This window comes from Chryseolinea serpens, from assembly GCF_900129725.1.
GTDB classification, from domain to species: domain Bacteria; phylum Bacteroidota; class Bacteroidia; order Cytophagales; family Cyclobacteriaceae; genus Chryseolinea; species Chryseolinea serpens.
This window is the reverse complement of record NZ_FQWQ01000002.1, coordinates 492,363-504,022: the sequence shown is the minus strand read 5'-3', so window position 1 is coordinate 504,022 and position 11,660 is coordinate 492,363. Positions and strand designations below refer to the sequence as shown.

The window sequence follows — 11,660 nt, the reverse complement described above, 5'->3', positions numbered from 1 at the left end:
AAATTCAGGGCATCGGGTCGGTGGTTAATATTTAAAGAAAATATCCTGGAGCTGCTTTTTGTCTTTTGTCCTCGTCAGGGCAAGCATTAAGAGTACCCTGGCTTTCTGTGGCGTCAGGTCATCGGAAACAATGGTGCCCAATTCATCATCATTGATCTCATCGTGCAGCACGACCCGGCCGGAAGGCGCCCGGCTTGCGCGACAAATAACCACGCCCGCCTTCACCGCGCGTTTCACGGCGTCCATGTAGGCTTTGTTGAAGTTTCCATTTCCCACACCGGCGATAACGATCCCGTCAACCTTTTTGCCCACCAGCATATCGATCTGGTCGGAGGGTGCGTCTGCATACATGTACACGATATCTACCCGGGGTAACTTTGTGTCGGCGGTCAATACAATAGGCTTTTTGGGATTTACTTCGCGATCGGAAGATGAGTAATATTCCACCCGGCCATCATAAGCCTGTCCAACGGGACCGGTATTGGGAGATCCAAAAGCATTTGTCTTGGTCGTACTCAGCTTCATGACTTCCCGGGCATCGTAGATGCCTTCATTGAAGCTCACCAATACGCCTCTGCCTTTGGTGGCCGGATTGATCGCTACGGTGATGGCATCATATAGATTCTTTGGACCATCTGCACTAATGGCGGTCGCCGGGCGCATGGAGCCGGTGAGGACAACCGGTTTGTCGGAGGGGATGACCAGGTCGAGAAAATAAGCCGTTTCTTCCTGAGTGTCGGTGCCGTGGGTGATGACGATGGCATCGGCTTCATTTTTTGCAAAAATCTCATTGGCGCGAATGGCCAGTTTCTTCCAGATGTCGACGGTCATATCCTGGCTGCCAACCGAGGCCACTTGTTCGCCAGAGATGCTGGCAATTTTCTTTACAGAAGGTATGGTGCCGATCAGATCGTCGATCGGAATTTTTCCAGCGGTATAACCCGCCCGGTCTGCGGAGGCACCCGCACCGGCAATGGTTCCGCCGGTGGCTAAAATGATTACTCTTGGTAATTGTTGGGCCTGTACTTGTGCCATCAAGGTCAGGAAGGCTAGGAGAGTGAGTAGTTTTTTCATGGTATGTTTGTTAGGGTTTTTTGGTCAGAGCAAAATTCCATTCGTGTGGTCTGGAATTTTTATTTTTTAGTAGCGGTACACTCTTACATTACAAAAGGACGGATTGCAACAGCAAACCTGCCAATACCGAAGCGATGGTGGTGACGATGCCCGGTAACATGAAACTGTGATTCAATACATACTTGCCTATACGCGTCGTGCCCGTGCGATCGAATTGGATGGCCGTGAGCAAGGTGGGATAGCCGGGAATAAAGAAGTGGCCGTTGCAAGCCGGGAAGATGCCGATCAGGTAAGCCGGCGATAATCCGAGCGAAAGCCCCAGCGGCATCAGCGCCTTTGTCGTGGAGGCCTGACTGTACAACAACATGCTCAGCAAGAACAAAGCAACCGCGAAGAGCCAGGGGTAAGCCGCCACTACTTCGCCCAACGTATTTTTGATGACCTCAAAATTGTGGTCCATAAACGTGCTGCTCATCCACACCACACCAAACACGGCAATCGTGGCCTGGCCACCCGATGCAAACAAACTTGCCTTGGTCACTTTTGCCGCCGTGGTGTCGGCAAAGAGAATGATGAGCCCGGTGGCCGACAGCATGATCATCATGATCATGGAAGGCATCTGCAGCCGACCCGCTGCATTCACCGCAAAGCCGGGTGTGAACCCTTCTTTGCCGGAGAACTCCGGTAATAGATCGGGGAAAGATCCCAGGAGCACAACCGCCGCGATCGCCAGCGCAAAGATCACGACCGACTTGATGGCGCCGGGCGCTAACGTGGTGGTCGTCTTCTCTACGTTGCCTTCGAGATTTTTCACAAACGCAGGGTCTTTCATGCGCTCCAGGAATTCGGGATCTTCGCTCAGCTCTTTGCCACGTTTCCAAACAAAGAGAATGCCCACCATCACCCCGATCAGCGTCGAGGGTATGGCGACCATCAGAATTTGTGCGAGTCCTGCCCCGGTGCCACTAAGCACGGAGAGCAACGCCGCCGCCGCTGCCGAAACAGGGCTGGCCGTGATGGCCATGTGCGACGCCGTCACACTCATGCTCAAAGCGCGTTCCGGTCGTATTCTATTCTTTATGGCGACTTCGGCAATGATGGGCAAGATGGAATAAGAGATGTGCGCCGTGCCGGCAAAGAGCACAAAGGCGTACGTCACCAGCGGCCCCAGCAGGGTGATCTGTCCGGGATGTTTGCGTAATATTTTTCCGGCGATGTCGACCAGGTAGTCCATACCGCCGGCTGCCTGTAGCGCCGCTGCGGACGTCACCACGCTGAGTATGATCAACATGACTTCCAACGGTGGGTCGGAGGGCTTCATGCCAAAGGCAAAGATGAAGATGAGCAAACCAATCATGCCCATCACCCCCAGGCCAATGCCCGACATGCGAGCACCTATAAAGATGCAGGCCAACAAGATCACCAATTGAGTCGCGAGATACATACCAAACGTTTTGCTAAAGCTGAAGTCAAATTGTGCTCAAAGGAGGATCGCTCTCAATAAAAGGCAAACCCAATGTTGAGCGAGAAGAACGATTGAGCTGACTTCAATTCGTTGCCGGCTTGAAATCCCTGCATGTATTTCAACGACAGGTGAAGGGCCGTCATGTCCGACAGTTCATATTGCACACCGATCTCGGGTTGCAAAGCGAAATTCCAGGCTTCGAGTTCGACCGTATACAAGTTCATGTCGGTGTTGCGTCGCGAATACATGGTGCCGAGGCCGAGGGTGACAAACGGTTTCATGGGTTCTTCCGGACTCAGGAAATAGGTACCGGTGACCAGCAAAGGAATGTTGTTGCTGTAGCGATATTGTTTTCCCGTCAGCGAGATGTTGTCGACGGTGTAGGTATCCTTGGGCTTGGACTCATAGAACGTGTTCATCGAGGCGGAGAATCCGATCGCGATGTTGTCTTTCACCGTATAGCGGTAGTCGAACGAGATCCCGCGAAAACTGGTTTTGCCGATGAAGCTGTTGAGATCTCCCGTGGGCTGGGCGATGGCATAGCTGACGGCAAAATTATTTTGAGCCATTAACATGGTGCAGGCACAAATGCCAAGCAGGGTGAGGATGATTATTTTTTTCATGGCGGATGGCATTAGTTGGTTTTCAAATAAGGCGATTGAGCAAAGGCCTGGTGTATCGCGTCGGTGGCACGCGAGACGTCGTAGTAGCCGGTAAGCAGTCCGTTGCCGGCCGCTGTCCATACCGCTGGCGAGCGTCTGATCGGACTATTGGCCGCCTGACTGGGATCGGAAAGCACCATGATCAAGGTTCCCGTGGTGTAGCTGCTTACGGTGTAATAAGGAGGATAGTACCAGCCCCATCCGTAATACCACCAATCGTACCAATAGCTATAAAAGTACGTGGTCGACGAAATACCCGCCGGTGTGAGCACCACATCCGGATCTTCATCGATGTCCACGCGTTGCCAGCCATATTTTTCCATGTCGCTTTGTATCGCTCCGAGAATGGGGGTGGCAAATGCGGGCAGCATATATTCGTAGGTGGTGTCGCCCCGGTCAATGGAGACGTCCACGACAATCTTGTCGGGCATCGCAAACGTGGACTTTGCTTTAAAGTCATACTTCACATCGTAGCTCGTAGCCACAACGTCGGCATCTTCAACATAGTCGGGGCCTTTGGGATAGCAGGCCCCCAACAGCACCATGATCGGCAGTACAGTAGCTAATTTTGTTTTCATACGTAGAAATTGTTTAGAGTTCATATTGTTGATATATAGACCGGCACACGCCGGTTTGTGATGATGTCTTATGTTCTATAGTCCAAACCGGTATTGAAGACCGGCGATCACCTGCTTGCGCGACCCGAGGAATCCGTATTCACACCGTACCATCCAATGCTTATTGTACTGGAATTGTGAACCGATAATAAAATTCCACATGTCCTTCGGTCGCTTGTCCAGCGAATATTGGACGGTGGCGTGCTTGTCGTCGTTGAGTGCTTCGTCGAGTCCGTTCAGAAATGTGCCGGCGGCATCGAGCGCGCGGTTGGCCGTTTCATACTTGGCCATGTTCACGGGATTCTTTTGCTCCACGGGGGTGAGGCCGCTCCACCAGGTGTCCACTTGTTGCTGGCTGCTCCCCACTTTAGCGATCCCATTGTCGACGCGGGCCTGCAGCCCGGAGATGTCGATCACTTCATTTAATTGGAGTGAGCCCGTAGTGCCCGAGTTGAGGTGAAGTCTGAATCCTCCGACCCATAAGGCAATGTTGCGTTCGGGCTTTTTGAGTTTAAAGCTTTTGCCAAGACGAGGTCCGAACACCGTGGCAAAGGCCGGCTTCTCCAGCTCGGCGATATCGCTCCAGGTGAAATTCACATCGAGCGCCATCCATCCGCCACCTACGCCAATGGTCGGTGTCAAACCGAACCCCAGGGTGGACGCCTGGAAATTGGCTTTGGTATTCATCGACAGCACGTTGCTCCAATTGCCATCGGCATCCGGGACGTAGATTCCGAAATCCACAGCCGTGGAAGGACTGGCTTTGGCCAGGATCCCATAGACGTTCAGAAAAGGGAAAAGCCAAATGTCCGGCCGAATGTTCCAACCCGAGGCGGTAGACGTGGCGTTGTTAAAGCGGATGATCTCATCCACGTTGTGCAGGGGACCGTAGTTAAATCCAACTTGCAGGTTGTTGATCACCAGGTCGGACTGCTGCCACAGGTAGTTGACGCCAATCCCGGCGGAGTACGGCAGGTTGAATCCCAACGCTGCGGCCTTTTTGCCATAAATGGGAAGCGCATAAGGGTAGGGTGCGGCCTTGAGGCTATCGATCACATCCGCGTTCTTCTTCCCGACAACTTTGTCTGAGTACACCTGTCCATAGGTTGCGTTTTGGCCCGTGAGGCACAAGAGCAAGGAGAACAGACAGCATGTTGTAAAGATCTTTAGTTTCATAATGTTGTTTTTAGAGACTGCCTCTTCCCGTTGCAGGGTCGGGTCTGAGGATATATTTTCTTTAGCTTCTCAGGATTTTGTTGGTTAGGTTAATTTTGTAAAAGGTCATTGTTCCACAGCATCAGGTATCGGCATCGTTCATCTCGAGCCCGTGCACATCCATACACGTTGCCGTAACATAATTGTCCATCAGGCCGAGGGTTTGAAAGGAACCTTTGATGACGTGATACTCATTGCTATGCTTGAAATTATTGAGCTCGGCATCCGACGACCACAACATGAATAGATGGTAGAGATTGGTGTTGAAGACATCCAATGCCAGGTGACTCGAGAAGCAACTGTGGGGCAGCAGTTTGAAAACGAACCGGACCGTTTGTTCAAACTCCTTGTGTTTTTCCGTATTGATAGATCCGGAGATCTTAAACAGGCAGGGTTTGCTTTCCATAGCGAATATGGTTCAGGCGTTAGGGAGATGGTCGACTAAAATCGATAACGTGGGGCTATACAATCGCCGTACCAAAACATTCGTCAACGCCATACTGTGGCCTGACGGCTTGCAAATGAACTTTATGCGAAAGGATGGATGTAGTATGCGGGCGTGACTTGATGATATCGCTCACGATATTTCGTGATGCTCACGAAATATCGTGAGCATCCGTTGTAAAAAATGCATTGACGAAGATAGAGACGGTGATGTGCTGTTGAAGGCTGATAAAAAAAATAGCACAAAGGGTCAATGATCTTCGACCGGCAGACGAAGCCTATCATGATCTTTGTGTGTTGAGATTTTGTGGGGAGCGATTATAATGGACCCCGGCGTTGAAGGTCATCCGGAGACGTTTCAATGTCTTCGGACAAACCGGGTCTTTTGATGTCCAGCTTTTTCATTTTCGAACGCAACGTATTGGGATGCATCGCCAGGATTTCGGCAGCACCGTTTTCGCCATTGATCTTCCAATGGCATCGCTCCATCACGGCGATAATATGGTCCCTTTCAACATGGCCAAGCGAGTGGTCCCCGGCCGGTAGTTTGCCCGCGTTTTCCTCCACCCACCAATCCAGCTGCAGCGTCTTGCCCTGGCTGACAATGACGGAGCGTTCGATAACATTTCTCAATTCACGGATGTTGCCCGGCCAGTCATAGGCAAGAAGACGCTCCAGGTTAGCGCGGGAGATCTGCTCCAATTCGCGGTGATAGGTTTTGCAATTCTGATCCATGAAATGACGAATGAGCAACGGGAGGTCTTCCTTGCGATTGCGCAGGGGGGGGATGGTGATGGGGAAGACGTTGAGCCTGTAGTACAGGTCGCTGCGGAAATTGCCCTGCTGTACTTCAAAGGAAAGATTCCGGTTGGTGGCCGCCAAAATGCGAACGTCTACGCGGATGGTCTTTTGCCCGCCGATGCGCTCGAACTCCCCACTCTGAAGCACGCGCAACAACTTGGGCTGCATGTCGAGTGGAAGTTCACCGATCTCGTCGAGGAAGATCGTGCCGCCATCCGCCAATTCAAAGCGCCCCTTGCGCGACTGACTGGCCGAAGTGAAGGCACCTTTCTCGTGACCGAACAACTCGTCTTCAATGAGTTCTTTGGGCAGTGCGCCACAATTCACCTTCACAAAAGGTTTGTCGGAACGCAGACTGTCGTTGTGAATAAGACTGGCAAACAACTCCTTTCCTACACCGGTTTCGCCCTCCAGCAGAACCGGTGCAAGCGTTGTCGCCACCTGTTCTGCTTTCTGAATGGCGTAGCCCAACCCCTTGCTTTCGCCGACGAGCCCATGATTCTCCATCGGCGGCTGACGGCTCAACATGATCTGTTCCTTGAGCAACTCGTTCTTTAGTTTCTCCACCAGCGCGCTTGCCTTTTCTTCTTCCGTGATATCCCTTCCAATACTCATCACGGTTTGAACAACACCTTGTGCATCGGTGATCGGAAAATTCGACCAGGCGATCACCAGCTCCTGTCCATCCTTCGCCTGGATCGGGGTTTTGACGACGGGTAGGGTTCCCGTAGAATGATGGGCTTCCCGGACAAGGTTCCGCATATAGTTGCCGTCGGCCGGAGAAAGAAATTTGTCAAACCAATTTAATTTCAATACATCCGACGCATTCGAATAGCCCAGGAGATTGACACCATAATCATTGACAAAGGTGATCCGGCCTTCGCGGTCTTGCTCCACGATCATGAAGGTGGCATGCTGCATGAACGAATGCCACTTCCCTTCGCTTAGCCGGAGGCTTTGCTCCAGGGCGTACTTTTCCAACAAGCCCGACGCTAACCGTTGCCCCATGATCAACATAAATAAGAGTGCATGAAAATGCATGGGGAAGAACAATTGCAGATTCAATACCGGCGTCAATTGATTTAGAATAACGAGCAAAAACAAGAGGCCATAAATCGTCATGACCACGGCCAGTGGGTAGGCGCGCTTCTTTTGCCCGTTCATAAATTGCCACCGCGCCGCCAGGATCCCCAGGGTCAATGTGCAACCAAAAGCAAGCACGCTCAGGAGCGCCCAGGCGGGCTTCGCCGCGGAATCGGTCGTCAAATACATCACCGCATAGCACGCCAGGGCGATGATCCCGATCGCATAGGCAAGGCCTTTCCGGGGATACTGCGAATACCCCAGGATGAACCAAGGCGTGAGCGCGTAATAGGAAAAGATAAAAATTCTTTTGACAAGGATGTTGGCAGGATAAGGAGGGACGTCGAGCAGGATAAACCCGACCGGTGGCGTCAGGAAGAAGAACACCAGGGCAATGCCCATCAGGCCGAAATACAAATAGGTGCGTTCGCCTTTCTTTATCGCCAGGAAAAGATAAATGGAACCCATGGCCAACGATACGCCGGCAGTAACAAGGCCAAAGGACGTGTAAAAAACTTCCATGTCGCGTTTGTTTAATACTTGAAACCCCGGTTACTCAAAAACAACGCAGCTATCCATGAACAACGTGCGAAAGAAAGCTTGGACTACCATCCATGAAGTAACCCGAAATGCGTGGTCGCCTCCGGAAGCCAACGCATCTCCAAATTCCCCGATTGATCATCGGGACAGAGAGGACGTGTGCTCTTGGGAACAACCCGTTCGAAGGTAGATAAAACGAGGCGCACAATAAAGGTAATACACCACCGGCGGGCCCGTTTTACGGTAACATACGGTAAAACGAAGGACGTAAAATGAAGCATGAAAGAAGCGTTGTCGAGCGCTTTAACAAACGGTTGTCAAATCATTTCAGGATAAATACGGGGTAGTGTGCGGACCCGCTGAGTGAAATGCCGACAGCAGCTAGTTTTTGCTGGGAACGATGAAGTTTTGCGGCCGCTATTTTATTTGGTCGTCCTGCACAAGTCCAGAATGGAATCTTTAAACCGGTCGTCGCTTTTTAGAATTCTAAAAAATTCATCCAGGTAGCCGTGCATGTCTTCCAATTCATTTTTGGTGAAGTGCTTGGCGTGTTCATCGATGATCGCGTGCAACGCGGATTCCTTTTCCAGAAATTCTTTCCGGATCTCTTCCATGGCGGGTTTCGATTTGCAATAACCGCGATAGACGCGCTCGCGCGGATCGCCTGTTCCCAGGCTGGGGGCATTTTCGTGAGCATAGCCCGCATTCACAAACCCCGACATGTCGAAGTCATAGGAGAGCGGAACATATTTGCCGTTGACAAACATCGTGTTGCTGTTGTGCTGGAAAACGGAGGACCAATCGGCGTTGCCGATCATGTATTGAAAGTAATCGTTTCGCACCGACTGCTTCTCATCAAAGGACGCCGGGTTGATCCCTTTGGTCTCGACGATCTTCCCGTGGCTGCGTTTGGCTACCATCGAATTGTCTTCTACAAAAAAAGACAGCAGGTCGTAGCTGCGGGGTTTCTTCCTTGAAATTTCCGTAACGTCAAGGTGAGCAAGGCGGGTCCTGAAATAGTAGGGGGAAAGTACCTGGTAGAATTGATAGCACAAATATTCATTGCGAACAAGCGTGTTCTTGTCCGACGATGTCCGGCAGGGGAACACCAGCTTCAGCGCTTTGTTTCCGGCAAAAAGGGTTGGTTCAACATCCTTTTTGCTGAATTTCAGTTTCAACGGGGGGAAGAAGCAATTCTTTAGCCGGTAGTTTCCCCGCACCCTGGCCTGCACCGGCACGGTGATCCATTGATCAGGACCTTGCTCATACAGAAACTTTCCGGCAACCAGCGTGGAATCATTTGACTTCTTTTTGATAGATTTGATTGAGCCGGTTATGCGAACGTTGATCGCTTCCTTTGATTGAAAGAGTGGAACATCCTGGCCAAAGGAGCAGGTGCAAAGAATGACCAGGGTCATTATTAAACCGTAACGCTTTTTCATGCCATGAAAATTTTGAACTACTTCAATTTACGAACTTTTTTAGCCTTAGCCATCTCGCAGGCGGCGGCTTTTTTGGCGATACACTTTCACGTGAAGTTTCACCTCGATCTCCTGTTGTTCGGTCTCTGCGTGGTCTTTCCCTTGCATTTCTCCATGCAAGCCGCATTCAAGCGCAGGGACAAAGCACTGGAATACTTCAGCTTGTTCAAAGGCGCCGCGATGGCGCTGTATTATTCGTTTCAGATCTCCGAAGACCTGCTGGCCGAAAAGAAAGCAGAGGCCCGCCGGTTGTTGAAAGGCGTGGCGGCGCAGCTTGCCGATCAACTGGAAAATCGAACGTTGGGCTACGGGCCCATACAAAAGAAATTGAACGAAGTATTCGCCTTTATTGAAAGTAACCGTGAAGAGATTTCAAAGCGCAACGTACTTCGAACCATTCGCTACCTGAAGGACGTCACCGAGAGTTCTGTTTTCCTGATCAGCCTCGTCCGTCACCGTACCATGATTGGACTTCGGTTTTATACCATTTTATTTATCATCATCTTCCCCTTAGTGCAGGCGCCCATCCTACTCTTTCGCCTCGATGGCGTTGTCCCCGCATGGGGAATTCATATTTTCCTCGCCCTCACCAGCCTCATCCTGGTAACGCTCAGCAACTTCCAAACACTGATCGAATATCCCTTCGACAAAAAAGGCGCCGACAACATTCACGTCCGGGATTTTACACCGGATATTTGAGCGACGCCTAAGGGTTGTTGCCAATGGTCTTCATCGTCTCTGTGGTCACTTTTTCCTCGAGTCCTCGATTTCATGGCTGACCAGTTTTGCGATAAAGATGGCCGGAAACAATTGCCCCAAAAGTCCTTCGATCATCACCAAAATGCGCGCCACCGAACCCAACGCCGTGATATCGCCATAGCCGATGGTGGTCAGCGTCACGAAACTGAAATACGACAATTGTTTTAAAGCCTCATCGTGTTGGATGGCCGTCCCTCCGTATTGAAATGAATCCGGTTGAATAATGTACAGCGCAAGATACATCGACGCCCAAATGTGACCCAACAAAATATAAGCCGCCACACCACCGCCAATTTGATAGACCGTGATGATCCGGCTGGTAAAGATCTGACGAAAGACCAGGGTTATAATATAGATCATATACCCGGCGACCAGTACGGTGTAAATCAAATTCAATCCCGGCGCTTCTGTCCGGATCATGGCAACGGCCAGCAACAAGATCGCGAAAGCGATGAAGTACCCCAGCAATTTCCCGAAACGCGAGAGGGAGGAAGACCGTATGGCAATAAGCGTGACGAAGAAGAATCCGGTTCGCACAATAAACTTACTCTCCCAAAGGATGCCTTCCGAAAGTTGGCTGCTGATCAAGGTTATTATCGAGATGGCCAACATCCAGATAAACCCCTTGTCATTTTTCCAGAGGTTGTCGAGGGAATTCATGGCAATAGCGTAAGGGCCGTATGGGTTAGGTTCAACGATGAAGATATTCAACAAACATACGCCAGTTGGAAATTAACCCATGCATCCGACATCGTTTAACGGTTAACAGCCCCGTTTAACGTAGACTGGATAGCAAATATGAGTACCTTGATCGACGTCAGCGCAGTAGAAAAACGCGCTGATGATTTCCTGGAAACGCCGGCAGCGCCACGAAAACATTGGAGTGCAAATGCCAGCGGAAGATCGGTGATCAATGACAAACATGTTGCCTGTGCATTTCCAGTGGCAACGTATGGGTATGGATTCTAAACGCTTCAAAATAAAACTCATGAAAACAATACTATCCCTGGTGCTCGCCGCTGTTTGCACAGCAGGAAGCTATGCACAAACCTCCGACGCCGAAGCCGACGCCATCGTCAATTTGCTGCATGTACAGAAGCTGGAGATCATACAGAAATTAGTGCCCGTTTCGGGGAAAGATTCGGTGGCCTTCTGGAAGATCTACAACGAATACCAGGCCGCCGTCAAACCCGAGGCAAAGACGAGAATCAGACTCTATGAACGCACGGCCCAGGTCTACCAGCACATGACCGCCGCTCGCGCCGATTCGCTTGCACAACAATACTTTGCAAACCGGATGAACCAGGAAAAAATGCTGGAAGTATATTACAAGAAAATAAAGACCGCCACCAACGGGGTGATCGCCTTTGAATTTTACCAGGCCGAAATATACCTGCTCACCCAGATCCGGGCATCCATCATGCAGCAAATTCCCACGTACGGCGAACTGCAAAGCCTCGCGAAGCGAAATTAAACCGACCGCTTCACGTATCGTAATTTAACTTTCTCGCCTGGCAGG

Annotated in this window: 12 protein-coding genes; 3 read left to right on the top strand and 9 right to left on the bottom strand. The window is 50.9% G+C overall.

What is annotated here, in order from left to right:
• Positions 1-24: 24 nt before the first annotated feature.
• From BUB30_RS16095 to BUB30_RS16060, 8 genes are all read right to left on the bottom strand, one after another.
• Entirely contained in the window at positions 25-1,074 is a 1,050-nt protein-coding gene (locus BUB30_RS16095) for a type II asparaginase (RefSeq protein WP_073135924.1), read from the bottom strand.
• Positions 1,075-1,162: 88 nt separating this feature from the next.
• A complete protein-coding gene (locus tag BUB30_RS16090; protein WP_073135922.1) occupies positions 1,163-2,518 on the bottom strand; it encodes an anaerobic C4-dicarboxylate transporter family protein in 1,356 nt (451 codons plus the stop codon).
• A 53-nt stretch (positions 2,519-2,571) separates the two neighbouring features.
• Positions 2,572-3,162 (bottom strand): outer membrane beta-barrel protein, encoded by a 591-nt coding sequence (locus tag BUB30_RS16085; RefSeq protein WP_073137299.1) that lies wholly within the window; start codon positions 3,160-3,162, stop codon positions 2,572-2,574.
• An 11-nt stretch (positions 3,163-3,173) separates the two neighbouring features.
• Positions 3,174-3,779: a DUF4136 domain-containing protein gene (locus BUB30_RS16080; RefSeq protein ID WP_245804109.1), complete on the bottom strand. Its 606-nt coding sequence runs from the start codon at positions 3,777-3,779 to the stop codon at positions 3,174-3,176.
• Positions 3,780-3,854: 75 nt separating this feature from the next.
• Positions 3,855-4,994 carry a hypothetical protein gene (locus tag BUB30_RS16075; protein WP_073135918.1) on the bottom strand — a complete coding sequence of 380 codons (1,140 nt, stop codon included), beginning with the start codon at positions 4,992-4,994 and terminating at the stop codon, positions 3,855-3,857.
• Positions 4,995-5,115: 121 nt separating this feature from the next.
• Positions 5,116-5,439, bottom strand: a complete 324-nt coding sequence (locus tag BUB30_RS16070; RefSeq protein ID WP_073135916.1) for a hypothetical protein — start codon at positions 5,437-5,439, stop codon at positions 5,116-5,118.
• Between the two features lie 356 nt (positions 5,440-5,795).
• Complete coding sequence (locus BUB30_RS16065) at positions 5,796-7,883, bottom strand: sigma 54-interacting transcriptional regulator (protein WP_073135914.1); 2,088 nt, start codon at positions 7,881-7,883, stop codon at positions 5,796-5,798.
• A gap of 440 nt (positions 7,884-8,323) precedes the next feature.
• Positions 8,324-9,343, bottom strand: a complete 1,020-nt coding sequence (locus BUB30_RS16060) for a hypothetical protein (RefSeq protein ID WP_073135912.1) — start codon at positions 9,341-9,343, stop codon at positions 8,324-8,326.
• A gap of 3 nt (positions 9,344-9,346) precedes the next feature.
• On the opposite strand from BUB30_RS16060, the gene BUB30_RS16055 reads away from it, so the two are divergent.
• The gene (locus BUB30_RS16055) at positions 9,347-10,081 is read left to right on the top strand and encodes a hypothetical protein (RefSeq protein ID WP_073135910.1); all 735 of its coding nucleotides are present in this window, start codon (positions 9,347-9,349) and stop codon (positions 10,079-10,081) included.
• Positions 10,082-10,126: 45 nt separating this feature from the next.
• On the opposite strand, the gene BUB30_RS16050 is transcribed toward BUB30_RS16055, so the two are convergent.
• Complete coding sequence (locus BUB30_RS16050) at positions 10,127-10,801, bottom strand: potassium channel family protein (RefSeq protein ID WP_073135907.1); 675 nt, start codon at positions 10,799-10,801, stop codon at positions 10,127-10,129.
• Positions 10,802-10,939: 138 nt separating this feature from the next.
• Between BUB30_RS16050 and BUB30_RS35460 the strand changes: the two genes are divergently transcribed.
• Entirely contained in the window at positions 10,940-11,110 is a 171-nt protein-coding gene (locus BUB30_RS35460) for a hypothetical protein (protein WP_221408729.1), read from the top strand.
• A gap of 19 nt (positions 11,111-11,129) precedes the next feature.
• A complete protein-coding gene (locus BUB30_RS16045) occupies positions 11,130-11,615 on the top strand; it encodes a hypothetical protein (protein ID WP_143164953.1) in 486 nt (161 codons plus the stop codon).
• The last annotated feature ends 45 nt before the right edge of the window (positions 11,616-11,660 follow it).

Excerpts from the sequence above, each read along its gene's own strand:
- BUB30_RS16095 (WP_073135924.1), bottom strand. The coding sequence starts at position 1,074 with ATGAAAAAACTACTCACTCTCCTAGCCTTCCTGACCTTGATGGCACAA.
- BUB30_RS16090 (WP_073135922.1), bottom strand. The coding sequence starts at position 2,518 with ATGTATCTCGCGACTCAATTGGTGATCTTGTTGGCCTGCATCTTTATA.
- BUB30_RS16085 (WP_073137299.1), bottom strand. The coding sequence starts at position 3,162 with ATGAAAAAAATAATCATCCTCACCCTGCTTGGCATTTGTGCCTGCACC.
- BUB30_RS16080 (WP_245804109.1), bottom strand. The coding sequence starts at position 3,779 with ATGAAAACAAAATTAGCTACTGTACTGCCGATCATGGTGCTGTTGGGG.
- BUB30_RS16075 (WP_073135918.1), bottom strand. The coding sequence starts at position 4,994 with ATGAAACTAAAGATCTTTACAACATGCTGTCTGTTCTCCTTGCTCTTG.
- BUB30_RS16070 (WP_073135916.1), bottom strand. The coding sequence starts at position 5,439 with ATGGAAAGCAAACCCTGCCTGTTTAAGATCTCCGGATCTATCAATACG.
- BUB30_RS16065 (WP_073135914.1), bottom strand. The coding sequence starts at position 7,883 with ATGGAAGTTTTTTACACGTCCTTTGGCCTTGTTACTGCCGGCGTATCG.
- BUB30_RS16060 (WP_073135912.1), bottom strand. The coding sequence starts at position 9,343 with ATGAAAAAGCGTTACGGTTTAATAATGACCCTGGTCATTCTTTGCACC.
- BUB30_RS16055 (WP_073135910.1), top strand. The coding sequence starts at position 9,347 with ATGAAAATTTTGAACTACTTCAATTTACGAACTTTTTTAGCCTTAGCC.
- BUB30_RS16050 (WP_073135907.1), bottom strand. The coding sequence starts at position 10,801 with ATGAATTCCCTCGACAACCTCTGGAAAAATGACAAGGGGTTTATCTGG.
- BUB30_RS35460 (WP_221408729.1), top strand. The coding sequence starts at position 10,940 with ATGAGTACCTTGATCGACGTCAGCGCAGTAGAAAAACGCGCTGATGAT.
- BUB30_RS16045 (WP_143164953.1), top strand. The coding sequence starts at position 11,130 with ATGAAAACAATACTATCCCTGGTGCTCGCCGCTGTTTGCACAGCAGGA.